18 protein-coding genes are annotated in these 22,489 nt (G+C 40.4%); 7 read left to right on the forward strand and 11 right to left on the reverse strand.

The genetic code is table 11. The annotated features are described in order from the left end of the window. Positions 1–18: 18 nt before the first annotated feature. Complete coding sequence (locus J8L73_RS08705; protein WP_211016279.1) at positions 19–1,491, reverse strand: S41 family peptidase; 1,473 nt, start codon at positions 1,489–1,491, stop codon at positions 19–21. Between the two features lie 230 nt (positions 1,492–1,721). Further along, a complete protein-coding gene (locus tag J8L73_RS08710) occupies positions 1,722–2,234 on the reverse strand; it encodes a YetF domain-containing protein (RefSeq protein WP_211016281.1) in 513 nt (170 codons plus the stop codon). A 301-nt stretch (positions 2,235–2,535) separates the two neighbouring features. Here J8L73_RS08710 and J8L73_RS08715 point away from each other — a divergent pair, with 301 nt between their 5' ends. Then, on the forward strand, positions 2,536–3,567 hold the full coding sequence (locus J8L73_RS08715; protein WP_211016283.1) for a LacI family DNA-binding transcriptional regulator: 1,032 nt from the start codon (positions 2,536–2,538) through the stop codon (positions 3,565–3,567). A gap of 72 nt (positions 3,568–3,639) precedes the next feature. Here the strand turns inward: J8L73_RS08715 and gtfA are convergent, their stop codons facing one another. Next, positions 3,640–5,112 carry a sucrose phosphorylase gene (gene gtfA, locus J8L73_RS08720; protein WP_211016285.1) on the reverse strand — a complete coding sequence of 491 codons (1,473 nt, stop codon included), beginning with the start codon at positions 5,110–5,112 and terminating at the stop codon, positions 3,640–3,642. A gap of 173 nt (positions 5,113–5,285) precedes the next feature. Between gtfA and J8L73_RS08725 the strand changes: the two genes are divergently transcribed. The 3 genes from J8L73_RS08725 (at position 5,286) to J8L73_RS08735 (ending at position 10,118) form a co-directional block, all read left to right on the forward strand. Continuing rightward, entirely contained in the window at positions 5,286–6,503 is a 1,218-nt protein-coding gene (locus J8L73_RS08725; protein ID WP_211016287.1) for an MFS transporter, read from the forward strand. A 164-nt stretch (positions 6,504–6,667) separates the two neighbouring features. Next, positions 6,668–9,058, forward strand: a complete 2,391-nt coding sequence (locus tag J8L73_RS08730) for a TonB-dependent receptor (protein WP_211016289.1) — start codon at positions 6,668–6,670, stop codon at positions 9,056–9,058. A gap of 112 nt (positions 9,059–9,170) precedes the next feature. Continuing rightward, a complete protein-coding gene (locus tag J8L73_RS08735) occupies positions 9,171–10,118 on the forward strand; it encodes a carbohydrate kinase (protein WP_211016291.1) in 948 nt (315 codons plus the stop codon). A gap of 68 nt (positions 10,119–10,186) precedes the next feature. On the opposite strand, the gene J8L73_RS08740 is transcribed toward J8L73_RS08735, so the two are convergent. From J8L73_RS08740 to J8L73_RS08750, 3 genes are all read right to left on the reverse strand, one after another. Beyond that, positions 10,187–10,567, reverse strand: a complete 381-nt coding sequence (locus J8L73_RS08740; protein ID WP_211016293.1) for an STAS/SEC14 domain-containing protein — start codon at positions 10,565–10,567, stop codon at positions 10,187–10,189. Between the two features lie 206 nt (positions 10,568–10,773). Then, positions 10,774–11,466 carry a cupin domain-containing protein gene (locus J8L73_RS08745; RefSeq protein WP_211016300.1) on the reverse strand — a complete coding sequence of 231 codons (693 nt, stop codon included), beginning with the start codon at positions 11,464–11,466 and terminating at the stop codon, positions 10,774–10,776. 24 nt (positions 11,467–11,490) lie between these two features. Then, a complete protein-coding gene (locus tag J8L73_RS08750) occupies positions 11,491–12,111 on the reverse strand; it encodes a glutathione S-transferase (RefSeq protein ID WP_211016302.1) in 621 nt (206 codons plus the stop codon). Positions 12,112–12,337: 226 nt separating this feature from the next. On the opposite strand from J8L73_RS08750, the gene J8L73_RS08755 reads away from it, so the two are divergent. Beyond that, the gene (locus tag J8L73_RS08755) at positions 12,338–12,862 is read left to right on the forward strand and encodes a TetR/AcrR family transcriptional regulator (RefSeq protein ID WP_211016304.1); all 525 of its coding nucleotides are present in this window, start codon (positions 12,338–12,340) and stop codon (positions 12,860–12,862) included. Positions 12,863–12,979: 117 nt separating this feature from the next. Here J8L73_RS08755 and J8L73_RS08760 read toward each other — a convergent pair whose 3' ends face one another. The 5 genes from J8L73_RS08760 to J8L73_RS08780 form a co-directional block, all read right to left on the reverse strand. Then, the gene (locus J8L73_RS08760) at positions 12,980–14,446 is read right to left on the reverse strand and encodes a carbon starvation protein A (RefSeq protein ID WP_211016305.1); all 1,467 of its coding nucleotides are present in this window, start codon (positions 14,444–14,446) and stop codon (positions 12,980–12,982) included. Between the two features lie 511 nt (positions 14,447–14,957). Further along, complete coding sequence (locus J8L73_RS08765; RefSeq protein ID WP_211016307.1) at positions 14,958–15,875, reverse strand: carbohydrate kinase; 918 nt, start codon at positions 15,873–15,875, stop codon at positions 14,958–14,960. A 2-nt stretch (positions 15,876–15,877) separates the two neighbouring features. Continuing rightward, positions 15,878–17,401, reverse strand: a complete 1,524-nt coding sequence (locus J8L73_RS08770; protein ID WP_211016309.1) for a mannitol dehydrogenase family protein — start codon at positions 17,399–17,401, stop codon at positions 15,878–15,880. A gap of 49 nt (positions 17,402–17,450) precedes the next feature. Next, entirely contained in the window at positions 17,451–19,172 is a 1,722-nt protein-coding gene (locus tag J8L73_RS08775; RefSeq protein WP_211016310.1) for a hypothetical protein, read from the reverse strand. Positions 19,173–19,350: 178 nt separating this feature from the next. Continuing rightward, positions 19,351–20,022 (reverse strand): HAD family hydrolase, encoded by a 672-nt coding sequence (locus J8L73_RS08780; RefSeq protein WP_211016312.1) that lies wholly within the window; start codon positions 20,020–20,022, stop codon positions 19,351–19,353. A 370-nt stretch (positions 20,023–20,392) separates the two neighbouring features. On the opposite strand from J8L73_RS08780, the gene J8L73_RS08785 reads away from it, so the two are divergent. Together J8L73_RS08785 and J8L73_RS08790 are read left to right on the forward strand one after the other, a co-directional pair. Further along, complete coding sequence (locus J8L73_RS08785) at positions 20,393–21,919, forward strand: catalase (protein WP_210999829.1); 1,527 nt, start codon at positions 20,393–20,395, stop codon at positions 21,917–21,919. 64 nt (positions 21,920–21,983) lie between these two features. Further along, positions 21,984–22,475 carry an ankyrin repeat domain-containing protein gene (locus tag J8L73_RS08790; protein ID WP_211016314.1) on the forward strand — a complete coding sequence of 164 codons (492 nt, stop codon included), beginning with the start codon at positions 21,984–21,986 and terminating at the stop codon, positions 22,473–22,475. The last annotated feature ends 14 nt before the right edge of the window (positions 22,476–22,489 follow it).

Genomic DNA, 22,489 nt, shown 5'->3' on the forward strand with positions numbered 1-22,489 from the left:
TTTCAACAAGCGGCTTTTTTATAACGTTTTTATTTGCTCAAGCAATACATCAGTTGTCCAATCAATGCCGTTATACGCAACATCCGGCTTGTAGTAAGCCCCTGCCCCTCGCGCTCTGTTTACATACACTTTATTTGGCACAATCACTTTCCCTAAGCCTGAAGGTAAATCAGCTAAGCGTACCTCCATATACAGTGAGTCAGCGCTACTTGGTGCACCGAATAACGTTGTATTTTCAAATAGCTTAAACTTATCTAGCGCATCTAAACAAGCACTGGCGCACTGGGGCGGCACTATAACAAACACCTTAGTTTTAAAGTCAGTCACTAAGGGCTCTTGCGGTAGGTTATTTAGCGTATTAGCCCCTCGTTCTACATAAAATGGTTTACCACTTTTAAGTGATAAAGCCATGCCATCAGCTGTGATTTTAAATATTTTCAATAATTCAGGCTGATTTTTTACAACGTCTAATAAAGACACTACATGGTCGGTATTATCCTTTGATGCTCTCCACCACACTTGCGTGTTTTGAGAAGTATTATTTGCTTTTTGTTCTACTATTTTTCTGCCCCATAGTTCTTTGGCTATTTGTGAGCTCCAATAAGATGAACCACCTTGGTTATGTCGCAAATCTAACACCACGGCTTTTGCAGTAAGTAGCTTACTACGCTGCTGTTGTATTTTTTTAAACACTTTATTGTAGACAGCGGTTTGTTTTTCGGTTGATGAAAAGCTAGGCATAGCAATCCACGCAATATTTTTTTCAGGCCAAGTTAAATCAATAGGGAGTTCATCACCGTTGTAGGCATTTTCTAAATGCTTACTGACTGACTTAGGCCTTACAGACCAATTTAATACGTGTGTATAGGTATCGCCATTGGCTTTAACAAATTCGCATTCTTTTAAAGGAGTTAAAAATGGATTGCCCTCATCAATTAGTAATCGCCAACCTTGCTGCCACCAATGGCCAGATTGTGCAACTTGCCCATGAAACTTAAATATTCTCTTGCGCATTAAGGTCTCGGTGCTTTGCCCATCACATTGGCTTACAACGTCGCCTTTGCTAATATTTTTGTTTTCACTGTAATACACTTTTAGTGCATCACCTCGCCATAAAGCAGTAAAGCCGGGCCAGCGGCGCGCGGGTCTATCTACGCTTGAAAACGCACCCGCGTGGCCATCTTGTAAAACAGTACTAAAGCGTGCAATTGCCGCTACATGCGCCTGCGGCCCACTCGCTTGAGCCGAGAGTTTAAGTGCCTGCGCTTTTGCTTGTTTTAATAAATCAGGAAACGCGGGGTTGTTGGCATCAAACATACCGGGGTGATTTTGTGCGGTAATGCTATAAGCCGCGTTAATATCGCGCTCTGTTATGCTGCGCCACTGCTCAGGTGTAGTAGGTAGAATGGGCTCTTGTGCAGCATTTATAAATGGTGATGGTAATAAAGCGCAGAGCAATACATAATTGGTTATTTTTGTTTTTATAGTCATGAAAATCCGTTTAAGCTAAAAATAAATTACTGGTTACGTTATTGTTCATTAACAATACTAAAAAAGCGATTTAAGGTACATATGTAAATACATACCTGGCACCTAAGTTAAAAACTTAAGAATCGTCCAACCTTATTTAGTAGGTGAGCAATGTGTCTGATACAGTAAAAAAGCCATACCAATTAATTTTGGCGCTTGAAGCTACTCATCGGCCGCGAAAAATTGTCCAATTAATCTTGGGGATTGCGTAACTTCATAATCAGTTGAGCATAGTTTTCACTTTTGGGCACAATACTTAACTCACCGTCGGCCTCAAAAACCACCGCCATAACGGTGCTTAAATCACCAAAACCGGCTTTTCTAACACTCGCTTCCACTTCGGTGCTAGTGAGTCGAGCATCTTTCATGGCGGCCTCTATATATTCACCGTCGAAAAAAACTAATTGTGGAGAGGTTTTTACTACTTTGTCGAAGGTCGAAAAATGAGTGCTTATCCAAGTGAGTAGATACTGTAAAAAGAGGAGCAAGCTAACCGCAACTAAAACCTCAACTATAACCACGTCTTTTAATAAGATAGCAGAACCTAAGATGGAGCCTGCCGCCACGGTAATTATCCAGTCAAAGTTGTTCATTTTAGCAAATGAGCGTTTACCCACTAGATGCGTCGCTAGGATTAAAAAGGGATAAATAATCAAGGTTGTGGTGACAATGCGCGCTATTTCACTCCACGATTCAAAAAACATATTTCCCCCTACTTAAAGTGCTGAATAAATAAAGAATCATATAACCTTAATTGCCACCGTAATAAAACAAACAACACTGTGCAACTAAATTTGCCATACAGGTTTAGAATTTGTCTTTTATTGGTAAAGATTGCTTTGAAGTTGGATTTAACAGCGCGAGCCACTTTAGCCGTCTATATTAAACAAACCTTTGGTATTGCACCTAAAGAGTGCCGACATTAAGGCTAAAACCTTATTTTTTACTTTGCTAACGCTCTGAATATGTTAGTTTATTAACATGAGTATTGAGTAAAGAATTGGTATGAGCAAGCAAACCCGCTGGACCTTAAAAAGTATTGCTAAAGAGTTAGGTGTATCTAACGCTACGGTATCAAATGCGTTTAATCGCCCTGATCAGCTATCAGCTAAACGCCGAGACGATATTCTTGCAGCGTGTAAAACTTTGGGCTATTACGGGCCTAATAAGGCTGCGCAATCGCTTCGCAGTGGTACGTTTAATATCGTGGCGTTAGTGTTGCCCGATAGTGTGGAATACATGGTATCGGACCCTGTGGCTAGCAGCTTTATGCGCGGTGTTACCTCGGTGCTTGAAAAAAACGGCATTAATGTTTTATTGTTTTCAGGAAATAGCGATAACCTTAACAGCGTGGTCGACTTTGTTGATGGCTTTATTTGTTATGGCCGCCCTCGTAATAACGCATTAGTTGAACAGTTAAAAACGGTGTCTAAACATGTGGTGACTATTGATTTTGATATAGCCCGTAACGCTTCAGTAAATATAAATAACGAGCAAGCAAGCTACGAAATAGCCAAACATGTTTTAGAAAATAAAAACGATAAAGTCGCTATTTTAGGCTTAAGGTTACTTGATGAAAACGTGTTATGCCGCGTATATGAGCATCACGAATTTGAAACGGGGCAATCTATTTCGCACCAACGTTTACGGGGTTACCAGCGTGCTTTAAGTGAGGAAAATATTACGGTGGCTGATGACCGTATTTGGAATATACCTGAAAGCAGCGAGCGTTTTGCTAACATTGCCGCTAAAGAGGTGTTAAGTGCCTCCCCTCGCCCTAACGTTATAATTTGTATGAGTGATTTAATTGCCCTTGCCACCATGCGAGAAGCGATAAAACAAGGCATAAAAATAGGTGAAGAACTGCGTATTGTCGGTTTTGATGGAATAGATGAAGCCGCCCGTTTTGTACCGCGCCTAACCACTATTCATCAAAACAGCCAAGAAAAAGGCGTAATGGCCGCCGAGCTATTTATATCAAAAGAAGAAAGAATATGTGATGTAAGTTACGAGCTAAATGTAGGTGCCAGCGGTTAAGCCATTATGTTAAAAAGCATTTAGAACTAAAAAGCCAAGCTATATACTTGGCTTTTTTGTCTTAACATTAAATTAAGCCAACAATGCATTTAAACTTATCGTTGTTTCTTCATCGCCATTAACTTGAGTAATCAACGCATCGCGTGTTTTAAAGTTAACGCTTAATGCAATAGACTTATCTTCTAGTTGCCATGTTAAACAACACTCTCCCTCTGCACCATGAGCACTAAACTCGCCTGCAAAAGCAGGATGTTCATTGCGTAGCTTAATGAGCTCTATTAAACCTTTTACTACAGGTTTATCTAGCGCATATTCAATTTTTTCATTATTTAGATACGGGCGGTTAATATCGCGACCCACATTGGTTCGCGCAAGTAGCTCCATATCGTTTTCGCAGGCAAATAAACCACCGTAGTACACTTGCGGTACACCGGGTGCAAAAAACTGTATTGCACGCGAAATCAAATAATCTAAATCGTTAGCACCTAATGCATTGTAATACGTACAGTTTACTTGATATAAATCAACGTTACTGGCAGCAGCACCGGTAGCTTGACGGCTTTGGTTGTTACTGTTGGCATGCATGGTTTCAACTAGCGTATCTATTTGCTGTGCATTTAAAAGGCCAGGCTTGTCGCCCATTGGACCTGCATCAATAATGCCTATACCGTCGTGCGTATCCAGTACAGTTAAACAGTTGCGTGGTGAAATTTGCAACCATTTAAGCAGAGCATCTACATCATTATTAAATAAGCTGTGTAAAATAAGTGGCGGTAATGCAAAGTCATAAACCATGTTTACACGTTTCGCTACTTCTACTTGTGTTTGGTAGTGGCTGTGTATTTCGGCAATAGTCTCCATGCCAAGCTCGTTTGCTTGCTTTGATAGGTTATCTAAATAACCAAAAGTTTCGTCTAGCATAAAACAATTTGTACCGGCTTGTTTAATTGCGTAGCCCGCTGCATCTAGACGAATAATATTTACGTTATTTTCAGAAAACTTAGTTAATACGTTATTTAAATACGCAATACCCGCCTCAACTTTTACGTTTATGTCAATTTGGTTATCGGTAAAAGTGGTCCAAAAATCATACGTTTGACCGTCGCCACACTGCATTGGTGTAAAACAGCTACCTGGGCGCGGGCGATAAATTGCTTGTTGCTCAGCGTCGCTCATCCCATCTGGGAATACATCATCTTTGGTTAAAAACAAATCCCAAAATACTGATTGCTTACCTTTTGCTAGCACATCTTGAAACTGATAAGACTGCGCCGATACATGGTTAACGATTAAATCGGCCATTAGGTCATGGTTTTCACCCAGAGCTTGAATATCGCCCCATGTACCAATGCGAGAATCTACTTCGCTGTGATCAATCGGGTCGAAACCCGCATCGCTGCCATCAATAGGATTATAAAAAGGCAATAAGTGCACGCCACCAAACACGCCCTCTAAAGAGCCCTTTAATAGTGTTGTTAGTGCGTTTATATCTTGACCTGTAATTCGATCAGCGTATGTGATCAATTGAACTTTATTCTTCATCATGTGTGATTACCAAGTTGAAACTTAATCGATTAAGATATATCTTTAACTAGCACGTACAATTTTACAAGTAATTTTTAAATATTTTACATACAAAAGTTGTGGCAAAGGTAATACTAACCAGAGTAAGTGATTGAGTTATTACTATAACTTGAGCCATAACGAGGAAAAATCACATGACGAATTTACACACACACACGCAAAGCGACCCAATACAGCGCATACGAATACTCACTTACATGATGTTTTTTATGTTTGCGATGACCTCTGATGCAGTAGGTATGATCATCCCTGAACTAATAACAGATTTTGGCTTAAGCATGACCCAAGCCAGTGCTTTTCATTATGCACCTATGGCACTGATTGCCTTTAGTGGCTTATTTTTAGGATTTTTAGCCGACAGCCTTGGCCGTAAACAAACCATAATGCTGGGCTTACTTATTTTTTCGGGCAGTTGTTTTTTGTTTGCCTTTAGTAACAACTTTTCAGTATTTTTAATTTTGCTTTGCTGTATCGGTTTGGCCATTGGTTTATTTAAAACAGGCGCTCTAGCGCTTCTTGGCGATATTTCAGCAAGTAACGCAGAACACACTAAAACAATGAATAAAGTAGAAGGCTTTTTTGGTATTGGCGCCATTGTTGGCCCTGCACTTGTAGGCGTATTGCTAACTCAAAACGTAAGCTGGACTTACTTATATATTATTGCAGGTGTTATGTGCTTAATTTTAGCGTTAATGGCCTGGCGCGCTGATTACCCTGCAGTTGTCAAAAACACTGATAAGCCAGCCTCACTTGCCACCACCATGAAAATGATTAAAAACCCGTATGCACTGGGTTTTTCAATGGCTATCGCATTGTATGTGGCGACCGAAGTTGCTATTTACGTGTGGATGCCAACCCTTTTAAAAGATTACACTGGCTCGTGGCCTTTACTTGCAACCTACGCACTCACAATATTTTTTGTACTGCGTGCTGCAGGACGTTTTATTGCCGTATGGCTTTTAAATCACTTTAGCTGGCAGGGCGTTATGGCTTATTTAAGCTTAGGCATAGCACTGTGTTATGTAGGCACTTTAGTAGGCGGTGTTGATTGGGCTGTAGGCTTATTGCCGCTTTCGGGTTTGTTTATGTCGATGGTTTACCCTACTTTAAACTCTAAAGGTATATCGTGCTTTCCTGTTGCACAACATGGTGCAGTAGCGGGTGTTATTTTATTTTTTACCGCGCTTTCGGCCGCACTTGCGCCTTTATTCATGGGCATGATAAGTGATTACTTTGGCCACGTACGTTACGGCTTTTACTTAGCTACCGGCTTTGCTGTGATCTTATTTTTAGCCATGCTTTATAACTTTTACCGCGACCCCGCGGCAAAAGCATTAACTAAAAATGTATAAATGGCTGCTCAAGCCAGTATAAAAAACACCTTTAAAATCAATACAAAAATAAAATAAGAGCAAATTACACACAAAAATAATTTGCTTATTGTAAAAACTTTGTTATTTTTACTTAATCGATTAAGTAAAAATAACAAACTCACACAACACAATGAGGCGTTAACATGACAACACACCACACACCTTTATATTTAATCAGTGCCTTAGCACTTGCAGTAAGCCAAGGCGTTCATGCACAAGATGAGCAAGAAACCAAAGTGCAAGCTAACCAAGGGCTTGAAACAATTGTTGTTACCGGCGTTCCTCGCCGCACAACTATCATGGCGTCGAGTTCATCAGTAAGTAGTTTATCGCTTGAGCAAGTTGAGGTATCTACACCGCGTTCAACGGCTGAGGCATTTAGAATTATCCCGGGCGTTCGCGCTGAATCAACGGGCGGTGAAGGTAACGCAAATATTGCAGTGCGTGGTTTACCTGTAGCTTCGGGTGGCGCTAAGTTTTTACAACTGCAAGAAGATGGCCTGCCAGTGATGCAGTTTGGTGATGTTGCCTTTGGTAACGCCGATATTTTTATGCGCCTTGATAACACAGTGCAAACAATCGAATCAATCCGTGGTGGCTCTGCCTCTACCTCGGCTAGTAATGCACCCGGCGGCATTATTAACTTTATTTCTAAAAACGGCGATAACGAATCGGGTAGCGTGTCTTCTACTGTTGGCCTTGATTACGACAGTGTTCGCACCGACTTTGAATATGGCACCTACTTAACCGATAGTGTACGTTTTCATGTAGGCGGATTTGTACGCCAAGGCGAAGGCCCGCGCGAAACAGGCTACACATCAAATAAAGGTGGCCAAATTAAAGCCAACCTTACTAAAGATTTTGAAAACGGCTACGTACGCCTTTACTACAAACACCTAGACGACAAAAGCGTAGGCTACTTACCTATGCCTATGTATTCAAACGGTGACTCTATTGCAGGATTTGATGCACAATCAGATACACCACACACTGCTTTATTTACTAAAACAGTGCGCTTAAATGGCGAAAACCAAATTAGCAGTGGCGACTTACGCGATGGTATGAACCCTAAAGTGGATGCGGTAGGTTTTGAAGCTGTATTTGATTTAGATAACGATTGGCGTATCGAAAACCGTTTTCGTAAATCGTCAATTAGCGGCAACTTCAACTCGCTTATTCCTGCGGAAGTTGGGAGTGCCTCGTCTATTGCACAAAGTATTGGTGGTGTAGGCGCAACACTTAGTAACGCAAATACGGGTGAGGCGTTTAATGATGAACTTGCCATGCGTATTCACACTTTTGATGTAACGCTTAATGACTTTGGCTCTATTGTTAACGATTTTAAACTGACTAAATCGTTTAGCGATGACACCAGCCTAACCTTTGGTTACTTTGCCTCAACGCAAAACATTGCGATGTCGTGGTTATGGAACTCGTACTTAATGGAGCTTAAAGGCGACAATGCAGCACTTTTAAATGTAACCGCAGCCGATGGCACTGAGTATTCACAAAATGGTTTATACGCTTATGGCACGCCTTATTGGGGTAACTGTTGTCAGCGCGATTACGACACAGAGTACGATACACGCGCCCCGTACGTTGCCTTTTCAACAAAACTTGGTGATGTAAGCATTGATGCAAGCGCCCGCTACGACAGCGGTGAAGCACGCGGTAACTACGCTGGGGCCGTAACCTCAACAGTAGATATGAACCGCGATGGCACTATTTCTATTCCTGAGCAAAACGTAGCTGGTATTGATATAGCTAACGCCAGCCCAGTAAATTACGATTGGAGCTACTCATCTTACTCTGTGGGTGCTAACTACCAAATTGACCCAAGCCTTGCTACGTTTGCACGTATTAGTAAGGGCGGCCGTGCCAATGCAGACCGTTTGTTATTTGGTAAAGTACGCAGTGACGGAAGTGTAGCAGACGAAGATGCAGTAGATGAAGTAAACCAATTTGAAATTGGTGTGAAAAAACGTTTTGATTCGTTCTCGGTATTTGCAACAGCCTTTTATGCAGAAACAGAAGAGCAAAACTTTGAAGCAACATCGCAAACCTTTTTTGACCGTGAATACGAAGCGAAAGGTATTGAAGTTGAATCGACTTACTTTATGGATGCGTGGGACTTTAGAGGTAACTTTACTTGGACCGATGCAGAAATTGCAAAAGATGCGCTAACTCCTGAAGTTGTAGGTAACACACCGCGTCGCCAAGCTGATTTAATTTACTCACTGATGGCTCGCTATAGCTACGATAAGGGCGCGGCAGGTGTAAGCTTTATTGGTACAACTGATGCTTACGCTCAAGATAACAACGACCTTAAGTTTGACGGCTACACGCAAGTAAATGCATTTGTAAGCTACGACTTATCTGAAAACTTAAACCTTGCGCTTAATGTAAACAACCTATTCGATACAGTAGGTATTACAGAAGCTGAAGAAGGTTCAGTACCTGAAAACGATATTATTCGTGCCCGTACTATTAACGGTCGCACAACGTCGGTTACTTTAAAATACGCTTTTAACTAATTGTGTGTATTGCGCTACGGTGAGTAATCACTGTAGCGCCTTTTAAAGTATGAATAAATAACACCCTTCACGTTTTTAGCCTAGCCTTGCTAGGCTTTTTAGGATATTCCAAATGACAAAACTCCTGTGCTTAGGCGAGCTATTAATTGATATGCTGCCACAAGATGCTCATAACTCGGCCTATTTACCTATACCTGGCGGTGCTCCTGCCAATGTCGCTGTTGGCTATGCAAAACTTGGCGGTGAAGCCGCGTTTTGTGGTGGTAAAGGGGATGATCATTTTGCCAATCAATTAAACAATGCATTAGCGCAATATAATGTAAATACAGACTATTTATTTGCCATTGCTGGCTCCCAAACCGCAATGGTAATCGTAAGCCTTGATAAAACAGGCGAGCGTAGTTTTGGTTTTTATCGCCATAACACAGCCGATGTATTATTAACGCAAGCGCATTTAGCGCATATAAATTGGCAAGACATAAGCACTCTACATTTTTGTTCAAATACATTAACCGACTCCGCAATTGCCAGCACAACACTTAAAGCACTAGAACTTGCAAAAACACATAATAAGCTCGTTAGTTTTGACGTAAATTTACGCTATAGCTTGTGGGAAAACACAAATGATATAGCAAGCAATGTGCAAGCCTGTTATACCTATTGCGACATAGTAAAACTTTCGCGTGATGAGCTTAATTTTTTAGCGCAGCATAGCGATACAACGAGCGAAGATTACATTCAAACGCTATTAAATACGGGGATAAAACTGGTGTTTTTAACCGACGGGCCAGAGCCTGCTAAGGTTTATCACAGCGCATTTACACTTAGCGAAGCAGCACCAAAAATACACGCCGTAGATACAACAAGTGCGGGTGATGCATTTATAGCGGGAGTTTTATATTACTTAAATAACCTAGGAAGTGATTTACCGCTAGCAGATAAACTAAATGATGAAACAAGCGTAAAAAGCGCCCTGCACTTTGCGCTTAAGTGTGGCTCTAAAGCGTGTTTAGCTAAAGGTGCTTTTCCGGCGTTACCAGTGCTAGCTGATGTTATGTAACTCTTAAGTAGAGTGCTAGTTGCTTTACATAATAAAAAACGCTCTTGTGAACGTTTTTTATTATGTAATTATTCATCTAGCCAATCTATGGCGGCGGTGGCGTTTTCGTAGTATTGCACCTCGCCTGATATAAACCAATTGCCTATTTTGGCCATACGGGCTTGCCACTCTTGATTGCCATAAATAGCAATTTTATTAAATTCTTTTGAGTGCCTTACGCCAAGTTTTAAATCATCCCACGCGGCGCGAAGTTCCCAACCTTCTAACTCGCTGGCATCAATAAGCACGTTTGCAATAGGGTGTTTAACCTCGCCAAGGGCAGAATCAATCATGGGGATAATTACTTTATAGTCTTTATGGGTTAGCGTTCCCACAGCTTTTAGTTTTAAAAAGAATTCTCTGCCTGCGCGTTCAATACCAATAGATAAACCATGTGTTGTTTGTACCATGCAGCTCTCCTTAATCGGGTGCGCTTATTTTATTTACAGCCTGTTGTTTGGATTTATTAAAGCCTAAGGCTTCAATTGTTCTAGTTAAGTTAGTAGTAACTACATTCAAATGCCAAACATTGGCTGAGTTAAGCTATAAAAGTACACCCTATTAAGTTAATTAATCCTGAACTAAATCAAGCAATACTGCTGAATAATGGTAATTGTTAAGCACTTTGCACACGCGCTATTTGCTTATCTACATCGGTTAAGTGCCCTAACTTAAGCCACACTTTTGCACCCTGCTTACCAGCGGTTATATTAAGATCAGTATTAATGGGTAGCCTTAACCAGCTGTGTTTTACTAATACGTCTGATTGCTCACTTACCTCGCCTTCAAGTACAAGTAACTCTGCACCACCCATTGCGCTAATTTGCATGTTAGCACCGGCTTCAAAGTGCAATAGACTCACGTCTTCATAGTCATCTTTATAAAGCGGCGTAATGGCAAGCCCTTTAAATGTAGCGTGCTGCACACTGCCCATGTATTGCGTTTGCAAGCGTACGTGGGTTCTATCTTGTGGTTGAAATTGCCAAAGTTTCACAAATATTATGCAGCCATTTTGTGAGCCTGGTTTATGCTTTGATTGTGGCGGATTGCGAATATAGGAGCCTTGTGGAAAATCGCCATGCTCGTCTTGAAATACCCCCTCAAGCACTACAAACTCTTCACCTCCGGTATGTACATGAGGAGAGAACTCACTGCCCGGGGCATAACGTACAATACTAGTTGCACGCGCAACTTCTTCGCCTACTCTATCAAGTGCTCGCCTATCTACACCTGGCATAGGTGAAGCAACCCAGTCTAATGTTTGGCTATGCACCACAACACGCTGACTAAAATCGGCTAGTATTTTCATTTAAAGCTCCTATGAATGCGTGTTTTAAGCAGCAACACTTTCTCGTTGTGCCACTTTTTCTTGCCATGCTATTAAATGAGTAAGCTCACTAGGAATAGCGATTTGTGCAAACCCAGCAAATACAAGGCCTGCGTATAAAGTAATATCTGCAATACTAAACTGCTCACCGCCAACAAATGTTGATTGTGCTAGTACATCATTAAAATAACTTAAACCTTGTTGCGCCTTTTCACCCTGCTTTTTACCCCAGTCTGCATTTTGGTACGTTTCAAGTTCAGGACCCAAGCCATCTGTCGCATGATGAAAATAAGTAGCCACAGCGTCAAGCACCATAGACTCAGCTCGCTTTTGCATCATATTAATCACTGCACGCTCTTTTGCAGTTTCACCCATTAATGATGGTCCCTCAAAAGCAGTATCAATGTATTCTGTAATAGCTGTGCTTTCAGATATAAATGTACCATCATCAAGCTCAAGCACAGGTACACCTGCCAAAGGATTTTTTGCTAAAAAAGCATCTGTTCTATGCTCGCCATTAAGTAAATCTACTGGAACAAACTCAACATACTCAGTCGCATTTTTTTCAGCTAACGCTATACGAACACGTAATGGATTTGGGAAGTTTTCTACGTCATAAATTTTCATAAATCACCTGTTATTAAATTAGTTAGATATCGAAAGCATAACAACCTACCTACCGATAGGTAATTTATATAATTAAAGTAATTTTATGTCAAATTTTAAACTTACTATTTATTAGAATGTTTATTGATGAGCAGCTGATCAGATGCCATTTATTTAAAAATAAATGACTTGAAAACGACTACCTACTGGTCGATAATTTCTGCATTACAAGCAAGGTATAATTAAAATGAGTAAAAAAGAAGCGTTACTTAAAGCAGCAGAAAACAAAGTTCGCCTTGGTGGCTACAGTAACTTTAGCTTTAGGGAACTGGCAAGCGAAATAGGCATTAAAAGTGCCAGTGTTCATTACCATTTTCCTACTAAAGCTGATTTAGGCGCTGAGCTTGCTCATCAATACACTAATGCGTTTTTAAATGCATTAGGCTCGCCAAGTGAACACAAAGCTAACGGTAAAAACCCTATTGAGGTTTATACGCAACTGTTTAGGAGCGCCTTACTTTTTGATAAAAAAATGTGCCTATGCGGCTTACTTGGCGCTGAAAGTGACAGCTTGCCAGAAAAGGTGCGCTTTGAAGTTAAACGTTTTTTTAACCAAAATTTAGAATGGCTCACTGAGGCGCACCTAGCCAATGGTGAGCAGCAACCTAAACACGCTGCAATTCAAACCGTAAGTCTGCTTGAAGGCGCGATGATGATTAGCAAAACACTTGATGATAATAGCTACTTTGAACTTGCCACACAGCCAACTTAGTAACTAGGCTGCATATAGGTAGCTACGCTCTTAATTAACGTACTGATCAATTATTTTACGCATAAAAAAACGAGCTATTAAATAGCTCGTTTTTTTGTGATTTATAAAATGCTGCGCTTACGCTGCCGCATTTGCTTTATGCTTAGAGTGAACAAAAACTAAAGCAATTAAACCAATAACAACGACTGCTGCGCCAATAGGTTTGCCTAAATCGGCAGACAAGTTAAAGCCAATCGCCGCTGTCATTATGTATGACAATGTTACACCTGTAGCAATAACCGCAGGTACACTTGCTATCCAGTGAAAGGCACGTCTATCAAATAAGTACTTAGTAGCAAGCCATAATACGCTGGTTGAAAGCAACATGTTTGAAAATGCAAAGTAGCGCCAAATCAACGAGAAATCTAACTTAGTCATAAAGTAAGCAATAGTTAAAATAGGCAGAGCGAGTAATAAACGATTACGTAAGCTTTGCGGAATATTAAATGCATCAACAACCGTTAAGCGCAGTGAGCGGAACGCTGTATCGCCCGATGTAATTGGGAAAACAGCTACGGCAATAATCGCCATAATGCCACCAAGTACACCTAAGTAACTATTTGCTACATGGTTAACAACTAAGCCTGGACCACCTTGGTCAAGCAATGCTTTTAAGCCTGCATAACCTTCTGGGAATGCTGCAATACCAGCAAGTGCCCATACACAGCCTACAATACCTTCACACATCATTGCACCGTAATATACTGGACGAACGTATTTTTCGTTTGTTAAGCAGCGGGCAATAATAGGCGCTTGAGTAGAATGGAATCCACTAATAGCACCACATGTGATAGTAATAAACAGTAATGGCCACGTTGGCAAACCATCTGGGTTAGGCTCTAAAAAGTCGTGCGCGTGGTCGGCCTCAAAGTACGCTAAAAAGTCACCCGCCACTGGCAAATGTGGTGCATTGATTAATAATGAAACGGCGATTGCAACGGTCATTACAATCATTAGTGCGCCAAAGATTGGGTAAAATTTAGTAATGATTTTGTCAATTGGTAATAACGTTGCTAAAAAGTAGTACGCTAAAATGGCAAGTACCCAAAAGGTATTGTTAGCAAAAAACGTATCTTGAAAAACATCTAAGTTACTTAACAAGCCCGCTGGGCTCATAATAAATACAACGCCTACAAAAAACAGTAGCATAGCCGTAAATATCAGCATAAAGCCTTTAAATACAACGTTGTAATAATGGCCTGCAATTTCAGGTAAGCTTTTGCCATCTTCTTTAATGCTCATCACACCTGAGAAGAAGTCATGTACAGCGCCGCCTAATACGTTACCAAGTACAATCCATACTAAAGCAACCGGGCCGTAAAGCGCACCTAAGATAGGGCCAAAAATAGGGCCTACGCCAGCAATATTTAAAAATTGAATTAAAAATGCACGCACAGGGTGAATAGCAACATAATCAACACCTTCGCTAAAGCGCTTTTGAGGTGTATCAACGGTTGAGTCCATACCTGCTTGTTTTTCTACAAATGGGCTATAAAATTTATAGCCAAGTATTAATATAGTGATACAGATAAAAAAGATGATCATAAAGCACGTTTCTCTTTTTGTATTTTGTGTATAGAGCGCATAAATCCCGCCCCGCCTTTTCAATCCGTGAATAATCGACGAACATTAACAAAGGATTAAGCACCGAGCAATAAGACGAATAGCTAATACACAAGGGTCTGTAGACCTTTCAAGGTTAAATTTGCAGCAGCCTGCTTGGTATTTAGGCAAGGGGCGTGAGCAGGACGCGGAAGCTTTGCTCGGTTTTGCCTTATTCTTACATGGATGTAAGCCAGTAGGGTAACGCAGGAGCAGTTAACGAGCCCACTAGGTTACGAACCTCGCGCCGCGATTAAATAGCCCCTAGTTTGAACAAATTTCAAACTGCAAAGGTCAACAGACCCTAGGCCTTTTAAGTCACTTTTCATGCACATTGCTTACATCTCAACCAAAACGAATAAGTTATTAAAATAAAGTTAAAAAAAAGCGGCTTTACCTAAAAGGTAAAACCGCTTACACACACAATGATTGGGTGCAACTGTGAATTTTTAAACTATGTCGGGCTCATAAATTCGTTAATTTGTTCATGAGTGAGTGTAGGTGTGGCACCGGCACTTTCGGCGACCATAGCGCCTACAGCACATGCAAAATCAACGGCATGCTGTGCACAATCACTACTACATAACTGATAAATTAACGAACCTAAGAATGAGTCTCCAGCGCCTACGGTATCTACAACGCTAATTAAATAGCCTGAGTTGTAGTAATTCTTACCTTTTACGGTAAGTAATGCGCCGTGGCTGCCTTTTGTTACACATAGGTATTCAGTATTCGTTTGCTCTGCAATAAACGCTAAGTTTTGCTCAAGTGAATGAAACTTACAGCCCATTGCTTTAGCAATTTCGTAAAGCTCTTCATCGTTCAACTTGATAAAGTCGGCTTTATTCATTAAATCAACTAACGTATCTAACGTGTAATGTGGCGCACGTAAATTTACATCAAATACTTTAAAGTTTGCTACATCAACTAACTGGTTTAATGTAGCAAGTGATGCTTCGCTTCGACCAATTAAGCTGCCAAATACAAATACGTCGCTAGCTTTAACTTTTTCAATTAACGCATCGGTAAGTGTAATGTTATCCCAGGCCGTATCCGCTACGATTTCGTAACTGGCTGAGCCGCTTTTATCTAAAGTAACTTGTACAGTGCTGGTTTCTTTGTCGTTATTAACGGCAATATAGTCGCAGCTAACACCTTTAGCTTTTATCTCGCCAAGAAGCTCAGTACCTAACTCATCGTTACCTACTGCACTTATCATGTCGGCTTTAATGCCAAGCGAGTTAATGCGTACACACATATTCAGTGGCGCGCCACCTAAGCGTTTACCTGTTGCAAAACAATCCCATAGTACTTCGCCAAAGCAACTTACGCTTACGTCTTTACCTTGTTTAGAGTTAATTAAAATACTCATTATTACTTACCTTTAGGCTCAAGTACGTTTTTCATAATTGCTTTAATTTTGCTCGCAGGTGCGTATAGCGCTTCAACATTATCTTTATAATGAGAAGTAAATTCGCTTTGTTCATTTAAGCTGCCAAACAAGCTTGTTAATGATAAAAATGCAAGGTCATCAGTCGCTGTTTTAGCCGCAGCTTCATGAAGCTCACTTTGCATTGCATCTATTACCTCAAGCTTATTACCTTGCTCATCTTCACCTTTATCACTGTAAAAACACCATGCTGCAATAACAAGCGTGGCAAGTGAAACATCACGGCCTTGTGCTAGATTTTCGTTAATAGTCGCAATTAAAAACTTAGGAAGTTTAGCGGCACTTTCTGAACAAATACGTGACAAGCTGTCTTTAATGTTTGGATTAGCAAAGCGCTCTATTAGTGTATCTTTATACACTTCAAGGTTGATACCTTCTAACTGCTCAAGGTTAGGCGTTACTTCTTTGTCCATAAATGCACGTAAATACTCAGCAAACAAAGGATCTGATACTGTTTCGTCAATTGTGCCATAACCATGTACAGAGCCTAATAAACCAAGTACTGAGTGACCTGCATTTAATAAACGTATTTTCATTGTTTCATACGGTGTTACGTCAGATACAAATTGTGCACCTACGTTATCCCAATCCGGGCGTCCGCAGCAAAATGAGTCTTCAATCACCCATTGTGTAAACGACTCACACGTAATAGGCCACTCGTCACTAACACCATAAGTATCAACAACGTAATCAATATCGCTCTTCTTAGATACTGGCGTAATACGGTCAACCATTGCATTTGGGAACGTAACGTTAGTGGCAATCCACTCGCTTAATTCTTTATCTTGCTCTGCTGCAAAAGCTAAAAGCATTTTGCGTGTAACGTTACCATTGTGCTGAATGTTATCGCACGACTGCACTGTAAACGCATCAAGGCCTTGATCTTTACGAAGCTTAAGCGCTGCAGTAATGTAACCAAACGCTGTGATTGGGTCATTCGGGTTATTAATATCGTTAACGATGTCAGGATTGCTGTAATCAAACTCACCCGTTACTGGGTTAAAGTTATAACCACCTTCGGTAATAGTTAACGACACAATATGCGTATCGCTATGAGCAAGTTTATTAATTACAGCTTGCTTGTCCTCAGGGGCAAATAAAAAGTCAATCATAGAGCCTATAACTTTGTTATCAATTTGCCCATTTGGGTGTCTTACCGTTAGCGTATATAAGTAATCTTGTTTTACTAGCGTATCGCGCAACCCACGGTTGCCCTCTAATAGGCCTACACCACAAATGCCCCACTGCTCAGAACCTGGCGTTTTTAAAAGCTCGTTGATATAAACAGCTTGGTGAGCACGGTGAAAACCGCCTACACCAATATGAACAATACCCGCCTTTAACTTGCTACGGTCATAGTTTGGTGTGTCTACATGGCTTGGTAGTTGTGCCAAGCTTTGCTGGTTTAGCCCTGTTACTAGAGCTTCAGTGTGCTGTTGTTGCGTCATGGTGCGGCCTTACTAAAACAAAAATTAATTATAAAAAAGGGGTTATATACTATGCGACTGCATTAAGTGTTTTGTGGCGTTTTAAAGACCAGTAAGCACTAGCAAAATAAATCACAGTACAAATAAAACAAGCTATTTCAAATTGAGATTTGTTATCGCCGTATACGCTCATCGTGTCGCTAAAAAACATCACTTGGCTGGCAAATCCAAAAATAATCAATAATGAAATTGTTGATACAGCGTTTAGTACTTTTGTAAATACAGATCTGTCGATAATAGGCGCTTTTAAGTCTTTTGCCTGGCTTTCTTGGTATTCTTTAATTGCTTGTAACTCTTGCTCTTCAGCAGCAATTTCTTGCGTGTAGTCTTCACCTGCGCCATATTTTTTAGCAAGCAGTGTGTAAACAATGATTGTGAAAAACCAAGTAGGAATAAATAGGTAGTAGAACGACATTACATCAATAGCATTTAATCCAAAACCAAATACTAATGCCAGCGCCCAAGATGCAATAGCCGGTACGCTACGTGTAATGTTTTTGTATTTAGCCCAGTAGCGAGTTAGACCAATTTTTGGAAACAGTACGTGTTCAGCAAATACAATACCGCCTACAGGTACTACTAATAAACCTGCGTAAGTAAGCAGTGGTAGCATTTGTGAAAATACAAATGGGAAACACGCAATTATAACCGTTACAACACCTACTACTGCTGTTGTACGCTCACGAGACTGATTAACAAAAATAGATTGGGCAGCAAGGCCAGCACGATAAAGGTTTGCGTTTGCTGTAGTCCAGCCTGCAATAATTACAATAACAAAGCCTGTCCAACCTAAAGCATGGTAAGCAACGTCACCTGGATCAAGCGACGAAATAGTTGTTTTAAGTAATACAGCAACACCCGCGCCCATAATACCAGCAGAGATCCACGCTAGGTAGTGACCAAAAAACATACCTACGCCTGAAAACAAACCATAGCTTTTACGCTTAGCAAATCTAAAGATTGCCATATCAATTAAGCCAAAGTGAGTGATAGAGTTAGCTGCCCACGCAAAACCAATTACTTCTAATAAGCCAATACCTTTTTCACCATCAGCATTCGTGCCCGTCCAAATGGAGGAGTCACCTATGGTCATAAAGTCACTAAAGCTACTTAATGAAGTAGAGCCAATTACATGGTTAGAAAGTTCTGGGAAAAGTGCAAATGAACCCGCTATAAAAATAACAAATAACCACGGTGCACATAACTTAGAAAAGTCAGCAACCGTAGAAAAACCATACATAGCTACAAATACAACAATAGAGCCTACTGCCAGTACAATAGCAACAAATGATAAACTATTAGGATACCAATCAAGTTGAGCAGGTATATCAAATAAAAACCGAACGGCCGTGGATGATACAGTGATCATGGCGGCCGATATAACACTAAATATGATGACGTTAGCCCAGTTGTAGAGCTTGGTCATTGAATTACCCGCAATTTTATTTAGGTAATTGTATAAGCTTAATCGGGTTTCAACAGCAATTGGGGCTGTAATTAACCACCAAGAACACATAGCTAAAAGGTTACCAATTAATAAACCTAATAAAATGTCGATGGTCGAAGCGCCTAATGCAACAAACGTTGCACCAATAACAAACTCAGTTGCCGCTACGTGTTCTCCAGCGTATAAACCAGCAAAATGCTTCCAACCATGAAGCTTGCTATTAGCAACGGGAAGCTGCTCTTCGTTAACATCTTTAAATGTTTGTGTGTGTGGACTTGATGCCATGGTATTTTCCTATTGTTTTAAACACAGCACTAATTATTAATTTAAATATATGTTTAATGTTTAAATTAATAATTAACTCAATACTGTGTCTTCTTATAATGCTACTACTATATCTATTTAATACTTTATGCATTGAGCGTTTTGCTTTGTCAGTGTAAAAGCGTAACGCACTGTTCTATTACTGTGTTTGTAATGCCGTAAACTGTTTATAAAACTCATCCCAGTGCGTTAAATGCGCAACATCTGGATAAGCTTGGTGAACAAAGTTCACTGCGCCTTGCATGTGAGTGCCACCACTGTAATGCAGGACCTGCATGTTTGCGGCAAGTGCTGCGCACACGCCCGCTTTAGAGTCTTCAATCACTAAACAATGTTGAGGCTTAACGCCCATTTGCTCAGCGGCATGTAAAAACAAATCTGGTGCTGGTTTACCGTTTTTCACCTCACTTGAGGTAAATACCTTATTAAAGTACTGCTCAAGATTTACAACGTTTAATGCCTTGACTGTGCGTTTAGGGCTACTGCTTGTAGCTATACAACACGGTACCGATAATCGCTGTAAAACACCTTTAATGTTGTTTGTTGGCATCAGTGCCGTTTCAAACTCTTTTAAAAGTGCTTCTCGGTAGTCGGCTTCAAAGCTTTCAGCTAAGGTTACATTAAAGGTATCAAATAAATTTTGTGTGACTGTTTTAAAGTTACAGCCTAAAAAGTGTTGTTGTACATACGCACGGTCAATGTTTACACCAATATCAGCGAGCATGTTTATTAATACTTGCGCACTTAATATTTCGCTATCGATAACAACGCCATCACAATCAAAAATAACTAATTCTATTTTAGTATTCATATTGCCCCTTTTTATGCACCTACTTTGGTGCAACCTCACCGTGAGCATAAGCCCAGCAAGTGAGCATATTCTCTTTATTGTAATAATAAGTCAACATCTTGATAAATTAAAACGCACCATGCTGGTGAATATTTATGCATTAAATATGAAATAGTCTGTAATTTCATTAATTTCAATTTTACGATTACGACTAAGGTCGAATAAGCGCGCCAGCAACTTATTAAACCGTAAACCAAACGCCTTCCAATCTAATTTTATGATTGCAACAATCTAAACAATCAATTTTACCGAAACTCATTTTGTTAATACACTCGTTAACAGTTAAACAGCCTGCAACAACGCTGGCACATTTATTAAGACGAGGTTGACAATGAAGACTATTAATAACAAAACAACATTAACGCTGAGTGCTTTAGCACTAGCAATGGCAATACCAGTAAGTGCAGCAACTACATTAACAAAAGATAATGGCGCAGCAGTTGGCGATAACCAAAACTCAATAACTGCAGGCGAGCGCGGCAGTGTATTACTTGAAGATGTACAACTAATTCAAAAGCTACAACGTTTTGCACGTGAGCGCATTCCTGAGCGTGTTGTACATGCTCGTGGTACTGGCGCACACGGCGTATTTGTAGCATCAAAAGAACTAAACGATTTAACAATTGCAGCACCCTTTGCAGAGGCTGGTAAAGAAACCGACGTATTTGTTCGTTTTTCATCAGTAATTCACTCTAAAGGTAGCCCTGAAACACTGCGTGATCCACGCGGCTTTGCAACAAAGTTTTACACAGACGAAGGTAACTGGGATTTAGTAGGTAATAACTTACCTGTGTTCTTTATTCGTGATGCGATTAAATTTCCAGATATGGTGCACTCGTTAAAGCCATCTCCGGTAGATAACATTCAAGATCCTAACCGTCTTTTTGACTTTTTCTCTTACGAGCCAGGCTCAACTCACATGCTAACGTGGGTTTACAGTGACTACGGTACACCAGCAAGCCTACGAAAAATGGATGGCTGGGGCGTACACGCATACAAAATGATTAATAAATCAGGCGATGTTAAATACGTTAAGTTTCACTGGGTAAGTCAGCAAGGTATCGATAACCTTGATGCTAAAGAAGTAGCTGAAGTACAAAGTAAAAACTTTCAACATTTAACGCAAGATTTATACACGCAAGTAAATGCAGGCAACTTCCCTAAATGGGACTTATACATTAAAACACTTGATCCTTCTCAGTTAGGTGACTTTGACTACAACCCACTTGATGCAACTAAAATGTGGTTAGATGTAAAAGAAACAAAAGTAGGCACGATGACATTAAACCGTATGCCAACTAACTTCTTTCAATCTACTGAACAAGTTGCAATGGCACCGGCAAATGTAATTCCAGGAATTGAGCCTTCTGAAGACAGACTATTACAAGGGCGTGTATTTTCTTACTCAGATACGCAAATGTACCGTTTAGGCGCAAACCACCAGCAATTGCCAATTAACCGTGCAAAAGTTGACGTAGTTAACTACAACCAAGACGGCGCAATGAACTACGGTAACACTACAAGTAACGTGAACTACCAACCGAGCCACGAAAACGTAATAGAAAACCCAATTGCTCGCAGAAGCCAAACAGAGCTTAAAGGCTACGTGCAACAAGCAGCAATTAAAAAGCAGCAAAACTTTGCACAAGCAGGTGTTCTATACCGTGGTTTTAGCAAGCAAGAGCGTACTAACCTAATAAACAACCTAGCAGGCGATTTAGGTAAAGTGAAAGACGCTAAAGTAATGCACAAAATGCTTAGCCACTTTTACAAAGCAGACACTGAATACGGTACGCGCTTAACCAACGCTGTAAACGGCGACATGAAACAAGTGAAGCAACTAGCCGCTAAACTTTAATAATTTACCCAACCTTGAGGAAGGGCTGACTCCCCTTCCTCTTTTTTTAAAAAAGGTAAACTGTATGCGTAATTTACTTATAATAATTACTTTAATGATGAGCTTTTCAAGCTTTGCCAATGAGCCGCAAAGTACTGTAAATGAGCCAACATCCACCCAAACACAGTACGAAAGCTTACTTGCTTATTACTTTGCTGCCGCGCGCACCAATGACACAGCCGTTATAACGCAATTTGTTGATGCAGGCATTCCTATTAATAGTTTCAATAACAAAGGCTATACTGCACTCATGATTGCCACTTACCACGGCAATAAAAGCACGGTAAATACCTTACTGCAATTAGGCGCCAATGCTTGCCTTGAAGATAACCGAGGAAATACAGCCTTGATGGCCGCAATATTTAGAGGCGAATTTAGTATAGCTAAAACACTTGTTAGCCTAGATTGCGACAACGACCATCAAAATAAAGCAGGGCAAACAGCCGAGCAATTTGCACAAACCTTTGGTCAACAAAAAGTGCTCGACTTACTAGCACAGGTAAATAATCAAAATTAACTATTTATTATTTA

Origin of the sequence: Pseudoalteromonas sp. MMG006, from assembly GCF_018101025.1 — a bacterium.
In the GTDB taxonomy this organism is placed as follows: domain Bacteria; phylum Pseudomonadota; class Gammaproteobacteria; order Enterobacterales; family Alteromonadaceae; genus Pseudoalteromonas.

Coding starts and splice junctions, on each gene's coding strand:
- J8L73_RS08705 (WP_211016279.1), bottom strand. CDS start 1,491: ATGACTATAAAAACAAAAATAACCAATTATGTATTGCTCTGCGCTTTA.
- J8L73_RS08710 (WP_211016281.1), bottom strand. CDS start 2,234: ATGTTTTTTGAATCGTGGAGTGAAATAGCGCGCATTGTCACCACAACC.
- J8L73_RS08715 (WP_211016283.1), top strand. CDS start 2,536: ATGAGCAAGCAAACCCGCTGGACCTTAAAAAGTATTGCTAAAGAGTTA.
- gtfA (WP_211016285.1), bottom strand. CDS start 5,112: ATGATGAAGAATAAAGTTCAATTGATCACATACGCTGATCGAATTACA.
- J8L73_RS08725 (WP_211016287.1), top strand. CDS start 5,286: ATGACGAATTTACACACACACACGCAAAGCGACCCAATACAGCGCATA.
- J8L73_RS08730 (WP_211016289.1), top strand. CDS start 6,668: ATGACAACACACCACACACCTTTATATTTAATCAGTGCCTTAGCACTT.
- J8L73_RS08735 (WP_211016291.1), top strand. CDS start 9,171: ATGACAAAACTCCTGTGCTTAGGCGAGCTATTAATTGATATGCTGCCA.
- J8L73_RS08740 (WP_211016293.1), bottom strand. CDS start 10,567: ATGGTACAAACAACACATGGTTTATCTATTGGTATTGAACGCGCAGGC.
- J8L73_RS08745 (WP_211016300.1), bottom strand. CDS start 11,466: ATGAAAATACTAGCCGATTTTAGTCAGCGTGTTGTGGTGCATAGCCAA.
- J8L73_RS08750 (WP_211016302.1), bottom strand. CDS start 12,111: ATGAAAATTTATGACGTAGAAAACTTCCCAAATCCATTACGTGTTCGT.
- J8L73_RS08755 (WP_211016304.1), top strand. CDS start 12,338: ATGAGTAAAAAAGAAGCGTTACTTAAAGCAGCAGAAAACAAAGTTCGC.
- J8L73_RS08760 (WP_211016305.1), bottom strand. CDS start 14,446: ATGATCATCTTTTTTATCTGTATCACTATATTAATACTTGGCTATAAA.
- J8L73_RS08765 (WP_211016307.1), bottom strand. CDS start 15,875: ATGAGTATTTTAATTAACTCTAAACAAGGTAAAGACGTAAGCGTAAGT.
- J8L73_RS08770 (WP_211016309.1), bottom strand. CDS start 17,401: ATGACGCAACAACAGCACACTGAAGCTCTAGTAACAGGGCTAAACCAG.
- J8L73_RS08775 (WP_211016310.1), bottom strand. CDS start 19,172: ATGGCATCAAGTCCACACACACAAACATTTAAAGATGTTAACGAAGAG.
- J8L73_RS08780 (WP_211016312.1), bottom strand. CDS start 20,022: ATGAATACTAAAATAGAATTAGTTATTTTTGATTGTGATGGCGTTGTT.
- J8L73_RS08785 (WP_210999829.1), top strand. CDS start 20,393: ATGAAGACTATTAATAACAAAACAACATTAACGCTGAGTGCTTTAGCA.
- J8L73_RS08790 (WP_211016314.1), top strand. CDS start 21,984: ATGCGTAATTTACTTATAATAATTACTTTAATGATGAGCTTTTCAAGC.